The 24,210-nt window shown below is 71.4% G+C and carries 18 protein-coding genes; 13 read left to right on the top strand and 5 right to left on the bottom strand.

Translation table 11 applies throughout. The features are described 5' to 3' along the window. Nucleotides 1–34 precede the first annotated feature (34 nt). Nucleotides 35–1,195, bottom strand: a complete 1,161-nt coding sequence (locus tag MZC64_RS28085) for an erythromycin esterase family protein (RefSeq protein WP_247761754.1) — start codon at nt 1,193–1,195, stop codon at nt 35–37. A 91-nt stretch (nt 1,196–1,286) separates the two neighbouring features. Between MZC64_RS28085 and MZC64_RS28080 the strand changes: the two genes are divergently transcribed. The 4 genes from MZC64_RS28080 to MZC64_RS28065 all read left to right on the top strand — a co-directional run bounded on the left by MZC64_RS28080 (nt 1,287) and on the right by MZC64_RS28065 (nt 7,190). Further along, nucleotides 1,287–1,976 carry a TioE family transcriptional regulator gene (locus MZC64_RS28080; RefSeq protein WP_247761755.1) on the top strand — a complete coding sequence of 230 codons (690 nt, stop codon included), beginning with the start codon at nt 1,287–1,289 and terminating at the stop codon, nt 1,974–1,976. 50 nt (nt 1,977–2,026) lie between these two features. Beyond that, nucleotides 2,027–2,308 (top strand): DUF6191 domain-containing protein, encoded by a 282-nt coding sequence (locus tag MZC64_RS28075; protein WP_185005898.1) that lies wholly within the window; start codon nt 2,027–2,029, stop codon nt 2,306–2,308. A 54-nt stretch (nt 2,309–2,362) separates the two neighbouring features. After that, entirely contained in the window at nt 2,363–6,406 is a 4,044-nt protein-coding gene (locus MZC64_RS28070; RefSeq protein WP_247761756.1) for a trypsin-like peptidase domain-containing protein, read from the top strand. 124 nt (nt 6,407–6,530) lie between these two features. Continuing rightward, nucleotides 6,531–7,190, top strand: coding sequence for a hypothetical protein (locus tag MZC64_RS28065; protein ID WP_247761757.1), 660 nt, complete (start codon nt 6,531–6,533; stop codon nt 7,188–7,190). A 5-nt stretch (nt 7,191–7,195) separates the two neighbouring features. On the opposite strand, the gene MZC64_RS28060 is transcribed toward MZC64_RS28065, so the two are convergent. Continuing rightward, nucleotides 7,196–8,068 (bottom strand): universal stress protein, encoded by an 873-nt coding sequence (locus MZC64_RS28060; RefSeq protein WP_247761758.1) that lies wholly within the window; start codon nt 8,066–8,068, stop codon nt 7,196–7,198. A gap of 133 nt (nt 8,069–8,201) precedes the next feature. Here MZC64_RS28060 and MZC64_RS28055 point away from each other — a divergent pair, with 133 nt between their 5' ends. The 6 genes from MZC64_RS28055 (at nt 8,202) to MZC64_RS28030 (ending at nt 15,626) form a co-directional block, all read left to right on the top strand. Further along, entirely contained in the window at nt 8,202–9,326 is a 1,125-nt protein-coding gene (locus MZC64_RS28055) for a pentapeptide repeat-containing protein (RefSeq protein ID WP_247761759.1), read from the top strand. Between the two features lie 58 nt (nt 9,327–9,384). Then, the gene (hypF, locus tag MZC64_RS28050; protein ID WP_247761760.1) at nt 9,385–11,406 is read left to right on the top strand and encodes a carbamoyltransferase HypF; all 2,022 of its coding nucleotides are present in this window, start codon (nt 9,385–9,387) and stop codon (nt 11,404–11,406) included. Nucleotides 11,407–11,525: 119 nt separating this feature from the next. After that, complete coding sequence (locus MZC64_RS28045; RefSeq protein ID WP_247761761.1) at nt 11,526–11,930, top strand: pyridoxamine 5'-phosphate oxidase family protein; 405 nt, start codon at nt 11,526–11,528, stop codon at nt 11,928–11,930. Nucleotides 11,931–12,015: 85 nt separating this feature from the next. Next, a complete protein-coding gene (hypE, locus tag MZC64_RS28040) occupies nt 12,016–13,032 on the top strand; it encodes a hydrogenase expression/formation protein HypE (RefSeq protein WP_247761762.1) in 1,017 nt (338 codons plus the stop codon). Between the two features lie 201 nt (nt 13,033–13,233). Further along, a complete protein-coding gene (tnpB, locus tag MZC64_RS28035) occupies nt 13,234–14,619 on the top strand; it encodes an IS607 family element RNA-guided endonuclease TnpB (protein ID WP_247761763.1) in 1,386 nt (461 codons plus the stop codon). 23 nt (nt 14,620–14,642) lie between these two features. Further along, the gene (locus tag MZC64_RS28030; protein ID WP_247761764.1) at nt 14,643–15,626 is read left to right on the top strand and encodes a hypothetical protein; all 984 of its coding nucleotides are present in this window, start codon (nt 14,643–14,645) and stop codon (nt 15,624–15,626) included. A gap of 3 nt (nt 15,627–15,629) precedes the next feature. On the opposite strand, the gene MZC64_RS28025 is transcribed toward MZC64_RS28030, so the two are convergent. Beyond that, nucleotides 15,630–17,696 (bottom strand): cation transporting ATPase C-terminal domain-containing protein, encoded by a 2,067-nt coding sequence (locus MZC64_RS28025; protein WP_247761765.1) that lies wholly within the window; start codon nt 17,694–17,696, stop codon nt 15,630–15,632. Nucleotides 17,697–17,900: 204 nt separating this feature from the next. On the opposite strand from MZC64_RS28025, the gene MZC64_RS28020 reads away from it, so the two are divergent. Next, nucleotides 17,901–19,616, top strand: coding sequence for a GAF domain-containing sensor histidine kinase (locus MZC64_RS28020; protein WP_247761766.1), 1,716 nt, complete (start codon nt 17,901–17,903; stop codon nt 19,614–19,616). Nucleotides 19,617–19,755: 139 nt separating this feature from the next. On the opposite strand, the gene MZC64_RS28015 is transcribed toward MZC64_RS28020, so the two are convergent. After that, on the bottom strand, nt 19,756–20,394 hold the full coding sequence (locus MZC64_RS28015) for a response regulator transcription factor (protein WP_282105980.1): 639 nt from the start codon (nt 20,392–20,394) through the stop codon (nt 19,756–19,758). 167 nt (nt 20,395–20,561) lie between these two features. Here MZC64_RS28015 and MZC64_RS28010 point away from each other — a divergent pair, with 167 nt between their 5' ends. Both MZC64_RS28010 and MZC64_RS28005 read left to right on the top strand, forming a co-directional pair. Further along, nucleotides 20,562–22,640, top strand: coding sequence for an AfsR/SARP family transcriptional regulator (locus tag MZC64_RS28010; protein ID WP_247761767.1), 2,079 nt, complete (start codon nt 20,562–20,564; stop codon nt 22,638–22,640). A gap of 133 nt (nt 22,641–22,773) precedes the next feature. After that, entirely contained in the window at nt 22,774–23,373 is a 600-nt protein-coding gene (locus MZC64_RS28005; protein ID WP_247761768.1) for an MmpS family transport accessory protein, read from the top strand. Between the two features lie 49 nt (nt 23,374–23,422). On the opposite strand, the gene MZC64_RS28000 is transcribed toward MZC64_RS28005, so the two are convergent. Continuing rightward, nucleotides 23,423–24,154 carry a MerR family transcriptional regulator gene (locus MZC64_RS28000; protein WP_247761769.1) on the bottom strand — a complete coding sequence of 244 codons (732 nt, stop codon included), beginning with the start codon at nt 24,152–24,154 and terminating at the stop codon, nt 23,423–23,425. Nucleotides 24,155–24,210 lie beyond the last annotated feature (56 nt).

Here is a 24,210-nt window from a genome sequence, read left to right as displayed (position 1 = left end):
CAACGGCCAACACGCCGGCGGGGTGCGGAGCTGGCTAGCTGCGGGTGGCGCGTGGGGTGGTTGGGTCGCCTGCGTTGATGTGCAGGACCAGGTCGGCGCCGTCCAGGGTGGGCTGGTCGAGGGGGAAGTAGCCCTGGCGTGGGTTTGTTTCGGCGCGGCAGCGGGCCGGGTCGACCGTGGTGGCCTTGGTCAGGCCCCAGTCGGCGAACTGGCGTTGCAGCTGGCCCTCGTAGCTCTCCGGTTCGGGTTCGCCCAGCCCGAGCGCGGCGCTGCGGCCGAGGCTGCCCACGATCACGGTGTACCGCTCGCCCAGCAGCGAGCTGACGATGGCGCCCGCGGTCACCCAGCTGAGGTCCATCTCGCCCAGTCGCCAGCTCGCCCGGTTGCGTTGCAGATGCGCGTTGGAGGAGAAGACCAGGGTCGGGCCGCGGGTGGCCTCGATCTCGCGGATGTGCAGCAGGTTGCGGGCCATGTGCGCGTCCCGGTTCTCCAGCAGGGCGGAGACTCGGGCGTTCTGTGCCATCGGTTTGGCGCACTGCCGGTGGTAGCTGAGCAGGGCGAGTCCGGCGGAGAGCTGGGTCCTGGCCCGGTGCCAGCGCGCCTGGGAGGTGGTCGCGATGAGTTCCGGGGCGCGGGAGTAGAGCGCGGTGTGCAGATCGTCGCCGAGCGCGTGCAGCCGGTCGGCGGTGGGGGTGGCGCCGGGGGAACTGGCCGGGTCCAGCACGGCCTCGGTGCGGCTCCACTGCTCGTCCGGACCGGCCAGGCTCGCCAGGTCGAGGTCCAGTCCCAGGTAGTCGCGGGCGTGTTCGAGGTAACCCAGCGGGCTGGGCGCGTTCATCGTCTCGGTCGGGAGATCGAAGCCGTGGAAGGCGATCCGGTCGGCGGGCGCCCGGTCCTGGTTGTACTCGCGCAGCCAGGCGACCAGGTCCCGGTTGGGCGCGAGTTCGCCGAAACTGTGCGAGAAGCCCTCGGACAGCGCCGCGTCCAGGGTGCCGGCGCCGTCCTGGACGTAGTCGTCGACGGCAAGCGCGGCCACCCGGTCGGTCTCCAGTGCGATGGACCGGACGCCGAGGTCGGCCAGCTGGACGAGCAGTTCGTTGCGGATCTGTCCGAAGGCCGGTTCCTGGTGGGTGGGCTCGCCGAAGCCCAGCAGCTCGACGGTGGCGGTGTCGAAGTCGCGAATGTCCTGACTCATGAGGTTCAAGCGTATCGTTGAAAGACCTATTGAGACTTATCCCGCGCTGACCGTTGTATGCTGCGGAAAAGTCTCCAAACGGCGGTAACCCTTGCGACCACATGACCTCGCGCGTGAGCACGGCATCTCGACCCAGGCGGTCCGCAACTACGAGCAGGACGGCTTCCTGCCGCCTGCCGACCGCACCGCCAGCGGCTACCGGGTCTACACCGAGGCGCACGCGGCCGCACTGCGTGCCTTCCTCGCCCTGATCCCGGCCTACGGGCACGCGACCGCGGGCCAGCTGATGAACGCGGTCAACCGGGGCGAGATCGACCAGGTGCTCAAGATCATCGACCGCGGGCACGCCCAGCTGCTCCGCGACCGGGAAACCCTGGCCGCGGTGCGGACCGCGGTGGACCACCTGACCGCCGAGACCGCCCCCGCCGAGTCGGCCGACCCCGAACCACGGACCGTCGGCGAACTCGCGCACCAGCTCCAGGTGACGCCGGCGACCCTGCGCAACTGGGAGGACGCGGGCATCCTGACTCCCGCGCGCGACCCGATGACCGGCTACCGGATCTTCCACGCCAGTGACGTCCGGGATGCCGAACTGGCCCACCTGCTGCGGCGCGGCGGCTATCCGCTGGACCGGATTTCCACTGTGGTGCACCAGATCCGGACCGCGGGTGGCACCGACACGCTGGCCCGCGCGCTGGCGGACTGGCAGCGCAAACTCACCGAGCGCGGCCTGGCCATGCTGCACTCGGCGACTCGACTGAGCCAGTGCCTGGACCTGTGACAGGGAACCCGGCCGCGCGGCCCGACGTTGGGTCCGGTGTGGAGAACGCGATGCTGTGGACCATCCCGGGCGGGGTGCTGCTGATGGTCGCGGTGGGGGTCTACGAGCTGATCCGGCACCGGCGGCGCAGGCGCGGTGGCACGCCGCTGACCGCGACCTATGTCAACGAGCTGACCGCGATGTTCTACGGCACCAAGCGAGACGAACTGGACCACCGGCAGTCCATGTCGATGATGCGCGAGGACCAGGTACAGGGCGCGCCGCCGCCATTGGGCATCGACCTGGACCGGGGCACCGCGGTGCTGCGACCGGAAGATCGCCGCCAGACCTGAGCTGCCCCGTGTTGTCACGCAGCGTTAGCATGTCACCACGGGGAGGGGGCCGGGGTGGACAACGCACCGTCGATCGTGCGGATCCTGGACGCCGAGGGAGCAGTGGCCGGGACCGGGTTCCTGGTCACCAGCGAACTGGCGCTGACCTGCGCGCACGTCCTGGGCGAGCAGGATTCGATCACGCTGGATTTCCCGCTGCTGGACGGCGATTCCACCGTGTCCGCGCGGGTGGTCGCCGCCGTGGCCGAGGCGGATATCGCGGTGCTGCGGCTGGACGTCACGCCGCCGGGTGCGGTGCCCTCCCGGTTGTCGCGCGAGCCGGTGCGCTGGGGCGAGCAGGTCCGGGTGTTCGGGTTCCCGCCGGAACTGGAACACGGGGTGTGGGTGGCTGCGGAGTTGCGCGCGGCCACCGCGGCGGGCTGGGTGCAGATCGAGTCCGCGCCAGGGCGGCGGCGGGTCGGTCCGGGGTTCAGCGGCTCGCCGGTGTACTCCCCCGCGGCCGGCGGCGTAGTCGGCATGGTGGTGGCGGCCGAGCGCGGCGCCGGGACCACCACCGCGTATGTGCTGCCGGTGGCGGCGTTGCTGGCCGCGGATCCCGGAATCGCGGCGCCGGATCCGGCGGAGGTGTGCCCGTACCGGGGTCTGGAGCCTTTTGGCGAGGAGCACGCCGACGGGTTCCGCGGGCGGGCGGAGCTGACCGGTCAGGTGCTGGATGTTGTTGCGGCGCAACCGGTTGTGGTGGTGGCCGGGCCGTCGGGCAGCGGCAAGTCCTCGCTGGTGCGGGCCGGGGTGGTGCCCGGGGTGCGGCGGCGCGGGATGGACGTGGTGCTGTTCCGGGTACTGGCCGGGGATCCGCTGACCGCGTTCGCGCTGGCGTTGCTGGGTCCGGACGCCGGGTTGGCGGCGGCGGAGGAGCTGGGGAAACGGCTCGATTCGCCGGAGAAAGCGTTGCCCTGGTTGCTGGAGCGGGCCGGGCCGGGTGGACTGCTGATCGGGATCGACCAGTTCGAGGAGATCCCGCCGGAGCAGGCCCGCGAGCTGTTTGCCGCGTTGTTCAACCTGGTCAGCGCCGCACCCCGGCAACGGGATGGCTCGCCGACCTTGGTGCTGGTGCTGACCCTGCGCTCGGGCACCCTGGACGAACTGGTCACCAGCCAGAGCGCGGACGCGGTGCGCGACGGCGTGGTGTTCGTGCCGCCGATGACCCGCGCCCAGCTCGCCGAGGCGGTCCGCGCGGACGGTGTGAGCTTCGAAAACGGCCTGGTGGACCGGATCCTGCACGACGCGGGCACCGAACCGGGCACCTTGCCGCTGGTGGAGTTCACCCTGGCCCGGCTGTGGGAACAGCGCGAGGCCGGTCAACTCACCAACAGGGCCTACGGCGAGCTGGACGGGGTGGCGGGCGCGCTCGCCGGGTACGCCGAGGGGCTCTATGGGCGGCTGAGTCCGGAGGAACAGCAGGCGGCGCGACGGTTGCTGACCGGATTGGCCCGCCCGGACGACAGCGGGTTCCAGCGCCGCCAGATGCCACTGTCCGATGTGGACTATGAGCTGCTTCCGGTGCTGGGCAAGCTTTCCACCGGCCGGTTGGTCGTGGTGGACGGCCAGGCCAAGATCGTCGAACTGGCCCACCAGGCTCTGCTGCACCGGTGGCCGCGATTGAAGGGGTGGCTGGCGGAGGAGCGGGAATTCCTGTCCTGGCGGCAACAACTGCGGGACAGCCTGACGCGGTGGCAGCTGGATGGCCGGGAGGAGGACGGGTTGCTGCGCGGGCTGGCGTTGGCCAGAGCCGAGCAGTGGCAACCGAAACTGACCGCCGACGAACGCGAGTACGTTGGGGCGAGCCGAATCCGGGCGCAGCGGAGGCGACGGAGGCGGCGGGTGTTGGTCGGGGTGATCACCGCGCTGGCACTGGTGGCCAGTGGGCTGGCGGTGACGACCTACTGGGCCAACCTGGAGACTCAGGAGCAGTTGCAGACGGCTCAGTCCCGGGCGCTGGCGGCCGAGTCGGACGCGTTGCAGAGCAGCGATCCACGCTCCGCGCTGCAACTGGCCCAGACTGCCTGGCACCTCGCGCCGACCACCGAGGCGTGGGGTGCGCTGTTCAAGCAGTACGTGCGGTACCAGGAGGTGGACAAGCTTTTCCAGGGACTGTGGCCGGGCAAGCTGCGCCAGGTGCTGAGCAGTACCGACGGGGGCACCACGGTACTGGTCAACGAGGAGGGTCAGCCCTCGTGGTGGACTGGGCTCAACGGCGACCACCCGGTCCAGGCCCGCGCCCTGGATCGCCCGCCGACCGACGGGATGTTCCAGCTCAGCCCGTCCGGCAAGGCCCTGGCCTTCACCAGCGCGGACGGCACGGTCCTGTTGTGGCGGCGGGACAGTCCGGACGTGGTCATGCTGCGGGCGAAACTGCCGGTGCCCCCCGGCGTGGGGGTGCGCTCGGTCAGCTTCTCACCTGATGAGGACCGGCTGCTGATCAGCCGAACCGGGAAGCCAGCGGCCTTGGAGCTGTGGGATCTTCCTCAGCGAAAGCAACTACCGATCCCTGACACGCTCAACCCGATCGGGTACGTGGCCTACCTGGGGACCGCGCCGAACACGATGGTGTATCAGGCCGACGGTGCGACCAGCTTCGACCTGAACACCGGTCGGGCGCTCCGGCAGTCGCACGTGGCCAACTCGCTGGGTTTGATTGGGGAGAACGGCGCTGCGCTGGTCGAGTGCGCGGACGACACGAAGCTGCGGGTGCGCGAGATCGCCACCGGCGCGCTGCGCGGCGAGTTCCCGGTGCCCAGCTGCTTTGATCTCACCCTCAAACTGGACAGCACCACGAACTATGCGCTGTTCCCAGGCAACGCCGAGACGGACGAGTCGCATCAGGGTCTCGGGGTCGCCAACCTGCGCACCGGCGCCTACCACCGGCTCACCATCCCGGCACTGAGTCTGTCCAACGACATCGAGGTGATGGAGAGGCTCCTGCACAAGGTCTCGGTGTTCCCCGGTGCGGACGGGCGTCCCACGGTGCTGTTCGGCGCGCGAAACCTGCTGTACCGGCAACCCGGCCAGGATCCGGCGCCCCCCGTGCCCTCGGTGAACACCGTCCGCAGCCACGACGGGGAATTCGCCGTCAGCTACGACCTCTCCGGCCGGGTCTTCCTGCGTGCCCGGACCGGGACCGTCCTCAGCAGCACCGCAGGGTCGGCCAAGCGGGACTTCGCCATCCAGGGCAACTCGATCGAGTTCACCGCCGACAACAAGCGGCTGCTGACCATCGAGGACAACACGCTGGTGATCTACTCGGTACCCACGCTCGCGGTGGAACGGCGGATCGAACTGCCCAAGCCCCCGGACAGTACCCGGCTCCTGCCGTGGGAGAGCAGCCTGCGCGACCTGGGGAACGGGCAGGTTGTCGTCCTGCACGCGGACAAGCTCAGCCGGTGGGTGCTGGCCGACGGCAAACAGGTCGGCGAGCCCATCTCCCCACAGCCCCACCGCACCGAACCGCCACACGCCAATTCCGGGGCGATGCTGGCGGCTCAGCCGGGCAATCCGGCCGAGGTGGCGGTGATCCAACGCAGCGGCGACGTCGAGCTGTGGCACTTGGACCAGCGCAAACGGATCGGCATCCTCGGCCAGACCAGTGCCAGGTCCGAGATGGTCCACTTCACCGCCGATCCGCCAGGGGTGCTAGTGCTCACCGCGGACAACACGATCCGGTCCTGGGAGCTGAATCCGCTACGCGAACGGGGCAGACCGATCGCGGTCGGATCATCGGTCCGCCTGCTCGGCCCGGCCCCCGGCGGCAAGGTGATCACCGCCGGGGGCGGGATCCACGGCCACACCGCCAAGCTCTGGGATGTGGCCACGGCCAAGCTGATGGGCACCTTCACCAGTGACCGCGACAGTGACCCCTGGCTACTGACCGGCGATGAGCTGATCGATCTCACCGCGGCCGGGCGGCGGTCGGTGCGACTGGAGCCGGAGTTGTGGCGAACAGTGTTGTGCGCGCACAACAACAGGGACTTCACCGAGCCTGAACGCGCCATGCTGACCCACCTGAACGTCCCCGCCGAGCGGCCCTGCACCGCCCCCTGAACCGTCCGCAATGGACCGAGTGACCCAGCTGGTCTAGACCTAGGACTTTCGTCCCTGTCCGGGCACCCGCGACCCTGGCAGCGTGGAGGGGATGCCACCGTTCCCGGCCGCCACGGAGCGCTTGATGAGCACGGAGTTCCCGCGTACGTCCGCCCTGCTCAACGCGGTCGAACTGGCCAACAGCGCGCCCTCGCCCGGACGCCGTAGCTGGCAGTGGCGGGTCAGTGATTCCGCCCTGCACCTGCACGCCGAGAGCAACCTGATCGGCTGTGGCGCGGGTCTGCACTACGCGCAGATCTCCCTCGCCGCGCAGGGCTGGGTCACCGTGGTCACCCGGTTCCCGGATCCGTTGGCGCCCAACCGGGTGGCCACCGTCGAGATCCTGGACCAGCGGGAGCCGACCACCGACGCGGTGGTGCTGGCCACGGCTGCGCTGACCCGGCTGGCCGCCAGGGACGGGAGTACACGGGCGATGTCGCCGACGTTGCTGCACACGCTGATCACCATCGCGGGCCGGTATGGGGTGGCGTTGCATTCGTTGACCGACCTCGACGTCGGGCTGGACACGCTGCTGGCGCTGACCACGGTGAACCCGGATCGGCGGGCGGCGCGGCTGGCCACCGGTGAAGCCGTGGCTGCGGTGTTGCTGGCGGCGGAGACCAGTGGGGTGCGGGCCGAACTGCTCGGGTCCGGGCGGATGGTCTGGCGGGCCAGGGCATTGCTGGCGCGGGCGATGGCGCTGGGCGGGGGCACGCCGCAGGCGGTGCTGCGGGCCGCGCACTGAGCCGCTCAGCCGGGCTCGGCCGGGCGGAGGACCACTGTCGGGCAGGGTGCGTGCAGCAGCAGTGATCGGCTGGTGGAGCCGAGCAGCAGTCCGGCGAATCCGCCCAGGCCGCGGGCGCCGACCACCAGCAGTTGCGCGTCCGCGGCTGCCCGCAGCAACGCCCGCACCGGCCGGTCCCGGACCACTACCCGCTGCACCCGCACCTCCGGGTAGCGCTCCGTCCAGTCCGTCAGCCGCTGGCCCAGCAGTGCGTGGTGTTCCTCGGCCAGTCCGGTCCAGTCCGCGGGCATCGGATCCTGGTCCAGCACCGCGTCCGCCCAGGCCAGCACTGCCACCACCGGCGCACCCCGGCGGGCGGCCGCGGCGAAGGCGAAACCGATGGCCCGCTCACCGGGCAGCGAGCCGTCCGCGCCGACCACCACCCGCCCGTGCTCCGGCACGCAGCCGCGGACCACCACCACCGGCGAGCGCGCGTGCGTGCTCAACGCCAGTGCCGTGGATCCCAGCAACAGCCCGGCGAACCCGCCCAGCCCGCGCGAACCCACCACCAGCAGCCGGGCCCGGCCGGACTCCTCGATCAGCGCCGCCGCCGCGCTCTGCTCCCGCACCCGCTGTTCCACCGGCACCTCCGCGGACACCGTCCTGGCCACCTCTGCTGCCTCGGCCAGGCAGTCGGCGGCGTGTCTGCGCAGGCTGGCCCGCACCTCGGCCACTGTGCCGTCGAGTTCCGGCAGACCCCAGTCGGGCAGGTGGAAGGCGAAGACCAGGCGCAGCACCCCGTCCTGGCGCAGGCATTCCCTGGCCGCCCACAGCACCGCGTTGAGCGCGGACTCGGAGCCGTCGATCCCGACGACAATCCGTGCGGCAGGCCCGGACATTTGATCTCCTTCCAGCGGGACGATCCAGCCTGCCGGGCCGGCGGCGGGCTGGGCAGAGTCGAAGGGCCCTCTCCGTTTGGTCTCGGTTCGGGGCCGGGGCTAACCGCCGCCGGCCGGCTGACGACGAGCAGGCGTGGGCAACTCAGGGAAGCCGCGCCGCCGGGTGGCCGGACTGCGCAGACCCGCGCCGCGCGGGTGGCGCCGAGCGGTCGGGATGTTCAGCTGGGACGGGTGGCTGAAGGTGACCGCGCTGCTCACCTCGCTGGCCACGGTGGCGGCGCTGTGGTTCACCGCCGAGTCGTTGCGCGCGACCAGGGGACAACTCGGGCTGATCGAGCAGGGGCAGTACACCGACCGGTTCGGCAAGGCGGTCGAACAGCTCGGCTCGGACAAGCCCGCGATCCGGATGGGCGGCCTCTACGCGCTGGAACGGCTGGCCCGGGATTCGGCGCGGGATCACGCGACGATCGTGGAGGTGCTCTCGGCCTACGTCCGCGAGCACGCCCCGCGCGACACCTGCCGTGGCCCACGGCCCGCCGCCGATGTGCAGACCGCGCTCACCGTGCTCGGCCGCCGGGACGCCGGGCGCGACCAGTACGCCCGGATCGACTGGCGTGGGGCCTGCCTGGCCGGGGCGGAACTGTCCCAGGCCCACCTCGGGCAGGCCCGGCTGGACGGGGTCAACCTGCGCGATGCCGTGCTGCGCGGCGCGAATCTCACCGGTGCCCAGCTGCGGGACGCCGATCTCACCAACGCCTACCTGGTGGGCACGAACCTCCGCGGCGCGGACCTGCACCAGAGCAGGCTGGCCGGGGCCTTCGTCGGCGTCCGGGGCCCGATCGGCAACGCCGACAATACGGTGCGTCTACACGAGATCCGGACCCAGAGTCCGCCGGTCGCCGAGCAGCGCACGGTCGGGCTCGCGGCCCTGCCCACCGAGGACTCGGTGTGGATGGACTACTGGCGGCAGCAACACGACCGCTCCGGCGATCTGAACATGGACCAGACCGGAATCTCCGCCGCGCTGGGGGCGCAATTCGCGGTCATGCCGGGCACCGACCCGCCGGACTGGGAACGCTGCCGGCTCGCCCAGAACTGGGTGACCCGGGTCGAGTTCGCCGAACTGCGGACGGGCAGCAACCTGTGCGCCAGAACCCGCGAGGGCAGGCTCGCCCGGTTGACGGTGGTCAAGGTGCCGCCATCCCCGATCACCGGGGGCACTTTCCTGTTCAGCGGGCTGACCTGGCAGCGGGACTGACCGGCCCGGGACCTTCGACCCTGCTGTGCGGCCCGGGTTGCTGTCAGCCTGTCCGCCCATGACCGCCGCGGCCTTTCACCTCGATGACAACGACCCCAGGCACTCGATCCCGGCCGACCTGGCGCCCTGCCGGGACTGCCTGCGCGAACTGTTCGACCCGGCCGACCGGCGCCACCGCTACCCGTTCATCAGCTGCGCGGACTGCGGGCCACGGGCCGCCATCGCCGAACGGGTGCCCGGCGACCGCGACCACGCCACCACCGCGCGGTTCGTGCTGTGCCCGGCCTGCGCCGGGGAGTACACCGATCCGGACAGTCGCAGGCGCCGCTGTCCCTCGCTCGGCTGCCCGGACTGCGGGCCGCGATTGTCCTGGCATGGCAACGAGACTGGCGATCCGCTGGCCACCGCGGTGCGGGTGCTGCGGCGCGGCGGGATCGTGGCGGTCAAGGGCGTGGCCGGATATCAGCTGCTGTGCGTGGCCGACCGGGAAGAACCGGTGCGCGCGTTGCGGATGGCGAAAGGGCGGCCCGCCAAGCCGTTCGCGGTGCTGGTGGCCGATCTGGCGGCGGCGCGGCGCAGTGCGATCGTGCCGCCGGAGGCCGCGTTGCTGCTGTACTCGCCGCGCCGGCCGACGGTGTTGCTGCGGCGCGGCGCGGAGGACGGGTTCGCCGCGGCCGTGGCGCCGGAGCTGCCGGAGATCGGGCTGACCCTGCCGCAAAGTCCGTTGCAGCACCTGTTGCTGGCCGAGTTGGGGCGGCCGCTGGTGCTCACCGCGGGCCGGCGGGAGGGGCAGGGCGCGATCACCGAGGAGGAGACCGCGGTGCGGGAGCTGGGGCCGCGGTGCGCCGGGGTGCTCAGCCACGACCTGCCGATCGCGCTGGGCCAGGACGATTCGGTGCTGCGGCTGGTGCGGCGGCGGCCAATGCTGTTGCGGCGCGGGCGCGGGCACACCCCGGAGCCGTTGCCACTGCCCTATCTCGCGCCGGAACCGGTGCTCGCGCTCGGCTCGCGCTCCGACCACACCGTGTGCCTGGGGCTGGGCGAGTCGGCGGTGCTCGGCCCGCATCACGGGGCCCTGGAAGCGATGCCGCCGTTCACCGCGCTGCACCGTTCGGCCGAGCTGCTCTGCCACCAGTTCGGCGTGGCGCCCAAGGTGTTCGCGCACGATCTGCACCCCCGGCACCCCTCCACCCTGCACGCCCTGCGCCGCCCGTCTGCCCGCCGGATCGCGGTGCAGCACCACCACGCGCACCTGGCCGCCACCGCCGCCGAACACCGGGTCCGCGCGCCGTTCCTCGGCCTGGCCTACGACGAGCTGGCGCTGGGCGATGACGGCACACTGTGGGGCGGCGAACTGCTGCTGTGCGACTACACCGGCTACCGGCGGCTGGGCCGCTTCGGCCACGCGCCACTGCCCGGCGGGCCCAGCGCGGTGCGCTACCCGGCGCAGATGGCCCTGGGCTACCTCACCGGCAGCGAGGCACTCGGTTCCGCCCGGCCGAGCATGCCGCTGACCAAGAACTTCCTATCCCGGTTCCCGCCCGGACGGCTGGCCGCGGTGCGCCGGATGGTGCGGGAACGACCGGGTCCGGTGACCTCCAGCGTGGCCCGGCTCTTCGACGCGGTGGCCAGCCTGCTCGGCATCCGGGACGAGAACGGCTACCCCGGCGAGGCGATGCTGCACCTGGAACACGCCGCCGCCCGCTACGGCCGGGCCCCCGCCCTGCCCTGGCGGCTGGTCCGCCGGGACGAGCTGCACGTGGTCGATCCGGTGCCGACCCTGCGCGCGGTGCTCGCCCAGGCCCAGCACTGCTCGCCCGGCGAGGTCGCCGCCCGCTTCCACAGCACGATCGCCGAGGTCAGCGCGGCCATGCTGGCCAAGGCCGCCCGCCGCACCGGGGTGTGGCGGATCTGCCTCAGCGGCTCGGTGTTCCAGAACCGGCTGCTCACCGAAACCCTGCTGGACCTGCTCGCCGAGGGTGGCTACCAGGCGTGCGTCGGGTCGCTGGCGCCGGTCAACGACGGCGGGCTCAGCTATGGACAAGCCGTGGTCGCCACGGCCCGGCTGGCCGCCGAATAAGGCCGGATGCCTTGCCGCACCGGGTCTTTCGGCGGTCCGGCCGGGACCTTAGGCCCTGCTGGGCGGGCCGGGGCGCGCCGCAGGCTGGCTGGCGGGGTCGCGCGGCGAGACGAGGTGTGATGTTCGAGGCCAGCAGGCTGTGGGAGCTGTCCGAGCGGGAATGCCTGCACCTGCTGGGTATCGCGCGGATCGGCCGGATCGTGTTCACCGAGCAGGCGCTGCCGGCGATCCTGCCGGTGCGTTTTGTGCTGTGCGACGGCGGAATCATCCTGCGCACCGCCCCGGAAGGCAGGCTGGCCAAGGCGGTGCGGGGTGCGGTGGTGGCCTTCGAGGCCGACCACTTCACCGGCACGCACTGCGCAGGCTGGAGCGTGGTGGCGCTGGGCCGGGTGCGGGTAGTGCGGGATCCGTTGCCCGGCACCGCGGTGACCGCGCTGGACCGGTGCGCGGAACCGTCCGGGGCGCGCCCGCACTACCTGCGGATCGGCATCGAACTGCTCTCCGGCCACCGGCACAGCGCGTGAGTCCTTGGCGGCCAGGGTCTTTCGGCACTGATCCGGCCCGGACGCGGTGGTCACGCTGTACGCCTGCCGACCAGTGGAGGCCCTTGTGAACCCGCCAGAAACAACCCCCCGGATCATGCTCGACCAGGACGGCGGACTCGCGCTGGCCCGGCTGCTGGACGAGACGGTGCGCGCCGAGCCGGGCCTGCCCAAACCACCGCAGGACGCCGCGGTGTTCCCGGTGAGCGCCGGGCCGGTGGCGCTGAGCGTGGACGCCTACGTGGCCGCGCCCCGGTTCTTCCCCGGCGGCGACCTGGGTTCGCTCGCGGTGCACGGCACCATCAACAACCTGGCCATGCGCGGGGCCGAACCCGTCGCGCTGGGCCTGGCCTACGTGGTCGAGGAGGGCCTGCCCGAACCGGAACTGCACCGGGTGAGCGTCTCGGCGGCCAAGGCCGCGCAGGATGCCGGGGTGCCGGTGGTCACCGGCGACACCAAGATCGTGCCCAGGGGCGCGGTGGACGGACTCCAGCTCACCGCGACCGGTCTCGGCGTGACCCTGACCAACGCGCCGCCCACCGCGGGCCGAGGGCTGCCCGGCGATGTGGTGGTGCTGTCCGGGCCGATCGGCCTGCACGGGGCGGCCATGCTGGACGCCCGCGATGAACTGGGCCTGGCCGTCTCCATCCGCTCCGACACCCGTCCCCTGCACCGCCTGGTGGCCGCGATGACCGCGGCCGGCGGCGGCGGGGTGCACGCGCTGCGCGATCCCGCCCGCGGCGGACTCGCCGGCGCGCTCACCGGGCTGGCCGGCGCGGCGGGGGTGGGCATCGAGTTGTTCGAGGCGGCGGTGCCGGTGCCGGTGGAGGTCGTCGCGGCGGGCAAGGTCTTCGAGGCCGACCCGTGGGAACTGCCCTGCGCGGGCTGCCTGGTCGCGTTGCTGCGCCCGGCCGCGGCCGAGCGGGTGCTCGCGGCCATGCGCGCCGAACCCGGCGGCGCCCAGGCCACCGTCATCGGCGAGGTCACCCCCGGCCCGGCGGGGCAGGTCACCGCGTGGACGGTGGGCGGGGTCGCCCGTCAGGTGGAACCCCCGGCGGCGGCCCGGTTCGCCCGGCTGTTCTGACCCGCTCGCGGTGGTAGGTTGCCCGGATTTCACTGGTATAACTGCCGACTGCTGCATGACACCTTGGCAAGTGTCAGCCCCGTAGGAGGCACATCGAGGTCAGAGCCCAGCTCGAACGGGTGACGGCGCAAGTCGCACCGGAATCTGTCTCCCTCCGCCACTACCGTGATCGTTGTGGAACGCGGTAGGCGGGGTAGCTGAATGACTTTGACGGTCATCCATGCCTACCGTTTTGCCCTGGACCCGACTCCGCGTCAGGTCGGTGCGCTGGTACGGCATTGCGGGGCAGCCCGAGTCGCGTTCAACTGGGGCCTCGCGCTGGTCAAGGCCAACCTCGCGCAGCGTGCTGCTGAGCGTTCCTACGCCATCACCGAAGAGGCATTGACGCCGCCGGTGAGCTGGTCGATGTACTCGCTGCGCAAGAGGTGGAACACCGTCAAGGCCGAGGTCGCCCCGTGGTGGGCTGAATGCTCGAAAGAGGCCTACGCGACCGGCTTCGACCAGCTCGCCCACGCGCTGCGGACCTGGTCGGACTCCAAGCGCGGCAAGCGGAGGGGACCACGTGTGGGTTTCCCGCGCTTCAAGTCGAAACGGAAGGCCAATTCGTCGTGCCGGTTCACCACCGGGGCGATCCGGCTGGAACCCGACCGCAAGCACGTCACACTGCCCATGCTTGGCACGATCAAAACCCACGAGTCCACCCGTAAACTGCACCGCCGGATCACCGACGGCACCGCCAGAATCATCTCTGCGAGGGTTCGCCGGGAGGCCGGCCGCTGGTTCTGCTCCTTCACCGTCGAGGTCCAGCGCAGTGTGAGCGCCCCGAGGCGGCCGAAGACGGTGATCGGGGTGGATCTCGGTGTGAAGACCCTCGCGGTGTTCTCCGACGGCCGCGCTCCGGTGGAGAACCCGAGGCACTACGACACCGCTCGACGCAGGCTCGCTCGCCTGTCCCGCACGGTTTCGCGACGTCACGGCCCAGATCGGCGTACCGGGACGCGACCGTCGAAGCGATGGGAGCGAGCGAATCTCCGGCGCAATCGTGTCCACCACCGCATCGGGAATCTGCGCCGGGATGCGATTCACAAGCTCACGACCAGCTTGGCTCGTGAGTACGGCATAGTTGTGGTGGAAGACCTCAACGTGGCGGGAATGGTGGGCAACCGCAGGCTTGCCCGCGCGCTTGCCGATGCCGGGTTTGGTGAGATCCGCCGCCAGCTCGTCTACAAGACGATCTGGCACGGCGGGTGCTTGACTGTGGCGGATCGGTGGTTTCCCAGTTCCAAGACGTGTTCCGGTTGTCAGGCAGTGAAACCCAAACTGCCGCTTCGGGTGCGTACCTACCTCTGTGAGCATTGCGGTCTGGTCCTCGACCGGGATGTCAATGCCGCACGCAACCTCGCCGCGCTGGTGAAGCGGCACGTCGCCGGGAGTGGCCCGGAGACGCGAAACGGATGTGGAGCCGACCGTCAGACCAAGCCTGGCTTGGCAGGTGGCTGTGAAGCGTCCACCCCGCTCCGGGCGGTCCCCGCCTGGGCAAGACGGGGACCTTCGCCCAGCAATGGGCGAATCATGGAAAGTCACTGACACTTCGATGAACGGATCATGCGATGAAGCGGATGTTCGGGGCTTGCTGGCGGCTGCTGCTGGCGCTCACGCTGGTGTTCACCGCGACCGCGGCGACCGCGCCAGGGACGGCACAGGCGGTGGACTACCCCGGTGGCAAGCGGATCTACGCGGTCACCATCGGCGGTATCCACCCGGACAGCACCGGGAAGCAGTCCTTCGCCCGGCTGGCCATGTACTACTTCAACGGCAACGGCACGGTGACCGAGTCGTTCTGGTTCTGGGACTGGGGCACCGGCTACCCGCACGCCAACATCAAGCCGACCTCGGCGGGCTGCGTGGGCAAGGCCTGCGAGATCCACACCTCCGGCGGGTTCCAGGCCGGTGCGCTGACCAAGTCGCTCAACGGCACCTACACCAACGACGGCACCCAGGTGGTGATCACCTGGGATGGCGGGATGACCGAGACCTGGGCGGTGGGCAAGCCGACCGCGAAGCTCAGCTCGATCGGCCTGCGGAGTTCCAGCTACGGCGCCACCGTCGGCCAGGGCTACGGCAGCAACGCCCCGCACGACACCTTTGTGCCGCTGAACAAGGTCCCGCGGCACAAGTACCTGGGCCGGCAGAACTCCATCACCTACGTGGTGAAGACCGGCAAGATCGAGACCGACACCGGCACCTCGATCATGGACCTGACCTCGACGGCCTGGAAGCAGTGCAACGGCGACTGCCTCAGCGCGGGCCTGCCTGTCGGCTCCCCGGAAGCCTGCTCCGCCTGCAAACCCGGTGAGACCAGGGCGATCCGGTACTACCTGGCCTCGGAGGGCGGGCGGAAGAACTACTACGAGCACCACTGCACCTGCCTGCGCGCCACCGGCTCCGACTGCTACGACGGGGGATCGCACGTCAAGCCGCAGTTGCAGATCATCGACGACGACGGGGTGCTGCACGGCTGGGTCGGCGTGGAGGCGTCCAACCGGGAAGCCAAGCGCGGCACCCTGGGCGTGCACTGGCACGCGGACGTCTGAGGGTCAGCGCAGCCGCCGGGTCAGCGCGGTCCCGGCCAGCGCCAGCAGGCCGGTGAGCAGCACCAGGCCCAGGCCGTCCAGGCCGATCCAGGTGAGTCCGACGGCGGTCCGCAGTACCGGGACCGCCGTCAGGGCAAGGGAAACTCCCAGGGTGCCGACCAGCAGCAGCGGGGTGCGGCGGGCGCCGGTCCAGCCGGATTCCAGCGGCCAGCGTTCGCCGCGGCACACCAGGGCCAGGGCGAGCTGACCGGCGAGCAGAGCCAGCACCAGCCGGGTCCGGGCGTCGGCCGGATCGCCGAGAGTCGCGCACAGCAAGGACAACGCTGCCAGCAGGATGGCGTCGGGCAGCGCGGGCAGTAGCCGGAACCGTTGCGGGGCTTGGTACAGCGGGTCGCCGGGCGGGTGGTCCACGGCCAATGCGGTCGCGGGCAGCACCCCGGCGGCCAGGGCCAGCCAGGCCAGGTGCACCGGGTGCACCGGCGGGGCCGGCAGCAGCAGGGTCGCGCCGAGCACGGTGAGCAGCAGGCCGAGTCCGGCGGCGGCCAGGTAGCTCAGGGCGGCGTGCCGGTTGCGGGCCGCCCGGCGGCTGTGCCTGATCGCGGCGGGCAGCGCGCCCGGCCGATCCCCCGGCACCAGCACATTCGCCGCCCGGCCACCGGTGGCGATGCCCAGGTCGGCGGCCAGCAAGGCGCGGGCGAAGGTGAGCCGGTCGCTGACCACGGCGACCACCTCGCCCGCCGCGCGGTGCGTCGCGACAAGATCGACGGCCGCGGACGCTGCGCCGACCGGCACCACCCGCACGCCGCTGCGGCGCAGTTCGGCCGTCGGCCAGGCCGGCCGGGCCGGGTTGGTGATGCCCAGCAGTCCCACCACTTCCAGCCCCGGCGGCGGCCCTTCGCCCTCGATGTCCACTGTGGACTGTGACCTGGCCTGGGCGAGCACCAGCACCCGGTGCCCGCCCTTGGTCAGCTCGGCCACGGCCAGCGCGAACCGCTCGTCCGGGGCACAGTGCGGCAGCATCGCGTCCGGGTCGCCGAGCACGGTGACCACGGTGGCCCGGCCCAGCCGGTGTGCGGCGATCTGCCCGTAGTCCGCCTGCCGCCGGTGCAGCAAGAAGCCCACCGGCGGCAACGTCTGCTCGACCGCACCCGCCGCTGTCCGCAGCACCGCGTGCTCGGCCGGGCCCTCCTCCTCGGCGCCGAGGACGCGCAGCACCGCCAGCCACAGCCCGGTCAGCTCGTGTCCCGGCGCCGGGATCACCGCGGACAACTTGGGCGTGCCGGCGCAGGCCAGGCCGTCGCCGTCCAAGCAGAGCACGGACAACCGGGCCAGGGCGTCCACCGCCAGGGGATCCCGCACCACCGCACCGGCGGTCGCCATCCGCCGGGCCGCCGCGGTCCGGGCCAGCGCGGTCACCGTGGCCGGGCGGACCGCGCACACGGCGGCGAGCAGCACCGCGCCCAGCACCAGCCAGTGCGGCCACTCCCCCGGCGCGCGCAGGCTGAGCAACGCGGTGAGCAGGACCGCGGTCAGCGCGGCAGCCACCGCCAGCAGCCGCAACGCCGCCGGTAACGGGTCCACCAGAGTTTGGCTGGTTGGCAGCGCACGCACCCGTCCCAGCCCCGATCCGGCCAGCACCACCGCCCCGGCCACCGGTCCGCCGTCGAGCACCAGACCTTGATCGTCCACAATGGACAGATCGGCTGACAGGATGTCTCCGGGCGCCAGCACCAGCAAATCCCCGCGTACCAGGTCCTCCACCGCAACCGGTTGCGCCCGGCCGTCCCGCATCGCGGTCGCCTGCCGCGCCGGCGCGGCCAGGGCGTGCGCGGCAACCCCGGCCGACCAGCCGGCCAGCAGCACCGCGGCGGCCAGGGTGAGCAGGCCGCTGCCGGTCTGCCGCCAGCCCAGCAGGTCGAACAGCCCGGACAGCACCAGCATCAGCGCGGGCGGACCACACAGCACCCCCAGGAATCGCGCCACCAGCGACGGTTCCCGCGGCCGGTGCCCGGCCCGCAGCAACGCCACCTCGGCCGAACTGAGCCCGGCCGGTCTCGCCGGATCCGCCATCGCCACCCGCCTCCCGCTGTGCACCGGGCCCCCACGGTGCCGCGCCGGTCGGGCCGCCAACACGGTCCAAGGTCCCTGGTGCTGTCTGTGTCACAAAAGAACGGCACTACGGTTAGGGGTGATCTCCCCGATTCCTCCGCGTGACAAGCCGTGACACTCTGTCAGACTGACCACTGACCGCCACACCGCCACGGAGCCCCCAAGATGCGTCCGCAGCACGGCAATCCACGGCCGGCCGGCAGCACGCCGGTGACCGCGGGCCTACGGCTCGACGAGCTGCTCAGCGAGGTGCAGGACCGGCTCACCGAGATCGTCAAAACCCGGGATCGATTACAGGGCCTGCTGGATGCCGTGATGGCGGTGGGTTCGGGACTGGAACTGGACTCCACGCTGCGCCGCATCGTGCTGGCCGCCACCGAACTGGTCGACGCCCAGTACGGCGCCCTCGGCGTGCTCGGCACCACCGACGAACTCAGCCAGTTCATCTACATCGGCATCGACGAGGACACCCGCGCCGCCATGGGCCACCTGCCCGAAGGCAAGGGTTTGCTCGGCTCGCTCAGCGAGGACCCGCACGTACTGCGCCTGGCCGACCTGACCGCCCACCCCTCCTGCGTGGGTTTTCCGCTCAACCACCCGCCGATGCGCCGGTTCCTGGGCGCGCCGATCCGGGTCCGCGACGAGGTCTTCGGCAACCTGTACCTGACCGAGAAACGCGACGGCGCCGAGTTCACCGCCGAGGACGAGGTGGTGCTGCAGGCCCTAGCCGCGGCGGCGGGCGTGGCGGTGGACAACGCCCGGCTGTTCGAACAGGCCCGCAGGCGGCAGCGCTGGCTGGAGGCCACCAGCGAGATCACCACCGCGCTGCTGTCCGGCTGTTCGGCCCAGGACGCGCTGCGCCTGATCGCCCAGCGCACCCTGGAACTCTCCGCCGCCGACCTGGCCCTGATCCTGCTCACCCCCGACGAGCCCGCCGAGGGCTACGTGGTCGCCGCCGCGATGGGCACCGGCGCCGCGGACATCCTGGACCGGTCCGTGTCCAGCCCGATCGCCCGGTACACCGCCACCACCCCGGTGCTCATCCCCGACCTGTCCGCGGCCACGGATCCAGTGCTGGAAGGCATCGCCCGCACCCACGACCTCACGTCGTCTCTAGCCGTCCCACTGGGCGCCGAGGGCGGGGCCACCGGCCTGTTGCTGGCCGCCCGCCACCGCGAGCGCGCCGCCTTCCTGCCCGACCAGGTCCCGGTCCTGGCCTCCTTCGCCAACCAGGCATCCCTGGCCCTGGAGTTGGCGGAAAAACACCGCACCCAACGCCAGCTGGACATCTTCGCCGACCGCGACCGCATCGCCAGAGACCTGCACGACCACGTCATCCAGCGCCTGTACTCCACCGGGCTGACCCTGCAGGGCACCATGCACCTGGCAGGCGACGACCTGGCCCGCGCCCGCCTGCAGGAAGCGGTCGAACAACTCGACCAGACCGTCCGCGAGATCCGCACCTCCATCTTCGACCTGCACACCCCACCCACCGCCACCCCCACCAGCCTGCGCCGCCGCCTGCTGGACACCGTCGCCGAGGTCACCGGCCAAACCCCCCTCGCCGCCGCCGTCCGCCTCTCCGGCGCCATCGACACCCTGGTCCCACCGGACCTGGCGCCCGAGGTGGACGCGGTGCTGCGCGAGGCGCTGAGCAACACCGTCCGGCACGCGGGCGCGACCGAGGTGCTGGTGCGGGTGGAGGCGGGGGCGGAGCTGGTCGTGGAGGTCACCGACAACGGGGTGGGCATCCCGGCCGACGCGGTGCACAGCGGGCTGGCGAACCTGCGGGAACGAGCCGAATGCCGCGGCGGCACAGTCACACTGACCCACGCCGAACCCCGGGGCACCCGCCTGCATTGGACGGTCCCGCTGGACTAACCAGGTGACCTGAACTGGGGCCGCTTACTCGTTCCGGCCCGCCTCCGCCGTCGAGTTGGCCAAAGTGGTACGCCCACTTGGGCCAACTATGCGTACGACTTTGGCCAACTCGGCGTTGGGGGTTGCTGTGCCCGCCGTGCTACTCCGTCCGGCGCAGCTTGGTCGCGTACACCGCCACCTGTGTCCGCCGCTCCATCCCCAGCTTGGCCAGCAAATGCGACACGTAGTTCTTCACCGTCTTCTCCGCCAGGAACATCCGATCGCCGATCTGCCGATTCGTCAGCCCCTCGCCAATCAACTCCAGCACCGTGCGTTCCTGATGCGTCAGCACCTTCAACGGATCGTCCTGCTCCCGCTCCCGCCGCACCCTGGCCAGCAACGCCGAGGTGGTCCGCGCGTCCAGCAACGACCCGCCGGCCCCCACCGTGCGAATAGCCCCCACCAGGTCATGCCCCAGCACCTGCTTGAGCACAAAACCCGCCGCCCCGGCCAGCACCGCGTCCATCAACGCCTCGTCATCGCCGAACGAGGTCAGCATCAGCACCCGCAACTCCGGCGTGCCCGACCGCAACTCCCGGCACAACTCGATCCCGTTGCCATCCGGCAGCCGCACATCCAGCACCGCCACCGCCGGCCCCACCGCGGGCACCCTGGCCAGCGCCTCGGCACAGGAGGACGCCTCACCGACCACCTCGATATCGGGATGCGCGGCCAGCAGGTGCATCACCCCACGCCGCACGATCTCGTGGTCGTCAACCAGGAACACCCGGGTCACCATGCCGCCAGCCTTACCGCAGTAACGCGAGCCGGGCAATGCTCCTTCGGCCCAACTCGGCGATAACGCCGCTATGTCACTAACGCCGCCCTGTTGCCTGGCTAACGCACCCCCGCCCAGCGCGGTTAGCTGGTCACGAACCCCCACGGATTCCTGCTAAGAACCAACAAATGGGGACGATCACGGACTTACGACTGCTCGGCGAACTGGAGGTGCACTCGACCGCTGGTCCGGTCAATGTCAGCGCCGGGAAGCTCCAGGTGTTGCTGGCCGCCTTGCTGCTGCATGCCAATCAGACCGTGCCGGCCGATCGGTTGGTCGCGGTGTTGTGGGAGCAGCCGACGGTCGGCGCGCGGGCGACGCTGCACGTCTACATCGGACGGTTGCGGCGGGTGCTCGGTGGCGGGGCGGAAGGGCTGCTGCGGACCCGGGCGGACGGGTACTCGCTGGTGATCGAGCCGGAACTGCTTGACCTGTACCGGTTTCGGCGGCTGGTCGAACAGGCGGCGGGCGTGGGAGACGTGCGGCGGGAGAACGAGTTGTTGCGGCGGGCGCTGGAGTTGTGGCGTGGGCCCGCGCTGGCGGGAGTGCCTTCGGTGGCGTTGCGGCGCACCCTGGCCGCGGGGCTGGAGGAAGAGCGGCTGCGGGCCCTGGAACGGCGGATCGAAACCGATCTGGAGTTGGGGCGGCATGGGGATCTGGTCGCGGAGTTGTTCGGGCTGACCAGGGATCAGCCGTTGCGGGAGGCGTTTCACCAGCAGCTGATGCTCGCGTTGTACCGCTCCGGCAGGCAGACCGAGGCGCTGGCCGCCTACCGGGTCGCGCGCGACCTGCTCGTCCGCGAACTCGGGCTGGAGCCGGGGGCGGGGCTGAGCGCGTTGCACCAGGCCATCCTGCGTGGTGATCCGCTGCTCGCCCGGCCGATGGTGGTCGCGGTGCCGGTGCCGAGGGAGTTACCCAGGGACAACGCCGCGCTGTGCGGGCGGGCCGCCGAACTCGCCGAGCTGACCGCAGCTCTACCTACCGATCGGTCGGCTGGGCTGCCGGTGGTGGCGATCACCGGGCCGCCGGGTTGTGGCAAGACCGCGCTGGCTGTGCGGTGGGCGCACCGGGTCGGGCACCGGTTCCCGGACGGGCACCTGTTCCTGGACCTGCACGGCTACAGCCAGGACCCGCCGCTGACCGCCGCCGCGGCGCTGGCCCGGCTGCTGCGGGCGTTCGGGATTCCACTGGACGGGCTGCCCGCGGACGTGGCGGAGCTGGCCGCGCGGTACCGGTCGGTGCTGCACGACCGGCGGGTGTTGCTGGTGCTGGACAACGCCCGCGACGCCGAGCACATCCGGCCGTTGCTGCCCGGCGCGGCCGGCTGCCTGGTGGTGGTGACCAGCCGGGACCGGCTGCGCGGGCTGCCGGTGGCCGACGCGGCGGCGGTGTTGCCGCTCGGGCCGCTGACCGCCGAGGCCGGTCGCGAGCTGCTGGGCGAGGTGCTCGGGGCGGCGCGGCTGGCAGACGAACCGCAGGCGGTGGCCGATCTGGTGGACCTGTGCGGTCAGCTGCCGCTGGCCCTGCGCATCGCCGCGGTGGACCTGGCGGGGCGGCCGGGCAGCCCGATCGGCGCGCACGTGGCCGCGTTGCGCGGCGGGGACCGGCTCGGCGGGCTCGCGCTGGACGGTGATCCGCGGTCCTCGGTGCGCGCCGCCTTCGACCTGTCCTACACCCGGCTCGCGCCCCCGGCGCGCCGCCTGTTCCGGCTGACCGCGATCGCGCCCGTACGCGACCTGACCGCCACCACCGCGGCCGCCATCGCCGGTCTGCCGATCGCGGAAACCCAGCGGCTGCTGGACATCCTGGTCGCCGCGCACCTGGTAGAGCCGGACGGTCCGCACCGCTTTGGCCTGCCCGATCTGCTGCGCGAGTACGCCGCCGGGCGCGCGCTGGCCGAGGACACCGCCGCGCAACGCAAGGCCGCCGCGCACCGGTTGCTCGACTGCCAACTGCACAGTGCCCGGATCGCGGCCCGGCTGCTGTTCCCGGACCGCCCGCACGCCCCGGTGCCCGACCCGCTGCCAGGGGTCAGTCCGGCGGAGCTGACCGGGGCGGCATCGGCCACACGGTGGCTGGCCGCCGAATGTGGCAATCTGGTCACGGCGATCGCCGAGGCGGACGGGCACGGGCTGCCCGAGTACGCCGGACTGCTGGCCGGGGCCCTGCGCGACTGCGATGTCAAGGCGGCTAACGCGGCGCGTTAGCGATATGTCAGCCAAACGACGCCGCGCGGCTGGAAAAACGACCGGGCCGGCCCTAAGGTCTGCCCGGTACAAATCCACGGCGAGCTTTTTTCTGCGCCGGATCCCTGGATTTTCTTGCGAGAGGAAACCGCACGTGTCCCAGCAGCACCCCTACCCGCCGGTCCAGCCGATGCAGGTCGCGCCGCAGCCGAGCAACGGCATTGGCACCACCGGTTTCATCCTCGGCCTGGTAGGGCTGATCATCTCCCTGATCCCGCTTTTCGGCGTGATCGCGTGGCCGCTGGTCATTCTCGGCATCATCTTTTCCGCCATCGGACTGGTGCGGATCAAGAACGGCAAGGCCAACAACAAGGGCCTGACGATCTCCGGTCTGGTCGCCGCGGTGGTCGGCCTCGGCATCTGCATCACCTGGACGGTGCTCGCGGCCATGGCGGTGAACAACGTGCGCAACGAGCTGGACCGGGTGGCCAAGGTGGAGTACGAGGTCACCGGCACCGCCACCGACGTCGAGGTCACCTACGGCGAGGTGCTCAAGCCGCAGGAGGAGAAGGTGGCCAAGCTGCCCTGGACCAAGCAGACCGAGAACAAGGGTGTGCTCAAGGGCGGTTCGCTGGTCGTCACCATCGGGGCCAAGGGCGGCTCGGCGACCTGCAAGATCACCGTGGACGGCAAGGTCGTCTCGACCAAGACCAGCGACGGCGCCTTCAAGGTGCTCTCCTGCACCGGCGTCTGAGCCACGCACGCGGTGAGATGGGGGCGGCGCTTCCGCCCCCATTTTCGCCTCACTCCGCGGCGGCGCGGCGTTGTTCGGCCCGCTGGGCCAGCACGTCCAGCATCCGCCGCCACGACGGTGACTGCTCGGCGATCAGGGTGAACGCCAGCTGCAACGGCCCGTCCCGGCTGGTGTCCCGGTCCCGTGCGATCTCGAAGGCGTCCATCTCGTCGATGAGCTGATCCACCCGCGGATCGTGCGGATCCCAGTCCAGCGCCGCGGTGGCGGTGAGGTAGAGCCGCACCGTGTCCGGGTCCTCGAAACTGGCCGTCTTCTGCCGGAGCCACTCCGGCAACGATTCCGGGGCCAGCGCCCGGAACAGCACCCAGGTGTCGCGTTCCAGCCGCACCGCCCGCTCGCTGACCCCCAGAGCCCGCGCCCGGTCCAGGTTGGCCACCATGTCCGGCGGCAGGTACAACCCCTCGCCGCTGGTCAGCGCGGCGATCCGGCGGCGATCCTCGGCCAGCTGGTCGATCTTGCGCCGCAATTCCGCGTCCAGGTCGGCGATGGCGGCGGCGAACTCGGGTGGCTGGGCGTGCAGCAGCGCGTCGATCCGGGCCAGCGGCACCCCGGCGTCGGCCAGGGTCTTGATCCGGATCAGGTCCACCGCCATCTGCGCGCTGTAGCGCCGGTAACCGGAGCGATCGCGTTCGGGTTCGGGCAGCAGGCCGATGTGGTGGTAGTGGCGCACGGTGCGCACGGTGACGCCCGCGGCCGTCGCGAGCTGGCTGATCGTGAGCACCGGTGTCCCCTCGGTAGGGCTAGGACTTGCGAGCAGTCTTTAACCCTCACGCAGCG

It is taken from the genome of Crossiella sp. S99.2, from assembly GCF_023094165.1.
Taxonomy (GTDB): domain Bacteria; phylum Actinomycetota; class Actinomycetes; order Mycobacteriales; family Pseudonocardiaceae; genus Crossiella.
The sequence above is the reverse complement of the archived record's forward strand: the minus strand, read 5'-3'. Positions and strand labels throughout refer to the sequence as shown.

What these genes read in the sequence shown, in the direction of transcription:
- MZC64_RS28085 (WP_247761754.1), bottom strand. Translation starts at nt 1,195, where the DNA reads ATGAGTCAGGACATTCGCGACTTCGACACCGCCACCGTCGAGCTGCTG.
- MZC64_RS28075 (WP_185005898.1), top strand. Translation starts at nt 2,027, where the DNA reads ATGCTGTGGACCATCCCGGGCGGGGTGCTGCTGATGGTCGCGGTGGGG.
- MZC64_RS28065 (WP_247761757.1), top strand. Translation starts at nt 6,531, where the DNA reads ATGAGCACGGAGTTCCCGCGTACGTCCGCCCTGCTCAACGCGGTCGAA.
- MZC64_RS28060 (WP_247761758.1), bottom strand. Translation starts at nt 8,068, where the DNA reads ATGTCCGGGCCTGCCGCACGGATTGTCGTCGGGATCGACGGCTCCGAG.
- hypF (WP_247761760.1), top strand. Translation starts at nt 9,385, where the DNA reads ATGACCGCCGCGGCCTTTCACCTCGATGACAACGACCCCAGGCACTCG.
- MZC64_RS28045 (WP_247761761.1), top strand. Translation starts at nt 11,526, where the DNA reads ATGTTCGAGGCCAGCAGGCTGTGGGAGCTGTCCGAGCGGGAATGCCTG.
- tnpB (WP_247761763.1), top strand. Translation starts at nt 13,234, where the DNA reads ATGACTTTGACGGTCATCCATGCCTACCGTTTTGCCCTGGACCCGACT.
- MZC64_RS28030 (WP_247761764.1), top strand. Translation starts at nt 14,643, where the DNA reads ATGAAGCGGATGTTCGGGGCTTGCTGGCGGCTGCTGCTGGCGCTCACG.
- MZC64_RS28025 (WP_247761765.1), bottom strand. Translation starts at nt 17,696, where the DNA reads ATGGCGGATCCGGCGAGACCGGCCGGGCTCAGTTCGGCCGAGGTGGCG.
- MZC64_RS28020 (WP_247761766.1), top strand. Translation starts at nt 17,901, where the DNA reads ATGCGTCCGCAGCACGGCAATCCACGGCCGGCCGGCAGCACGCCGGTG.
- MZC64_RS28015 (WP_282105980.1), bottom strand. Translation starts at nt 20,394, where the DNA reads ATGGTGACCCGGGTGTTCCTGGTTGACGACCACGAGATCGTGCGGCGT.
- MZC64_RS28010 (WP_247761767.1), top strand. Translation starts at nt 20,562, where the DNA reads ATGGGGACGATCACGGACTTACGACTGCTCGGCGAACTGGAGGTGCAC.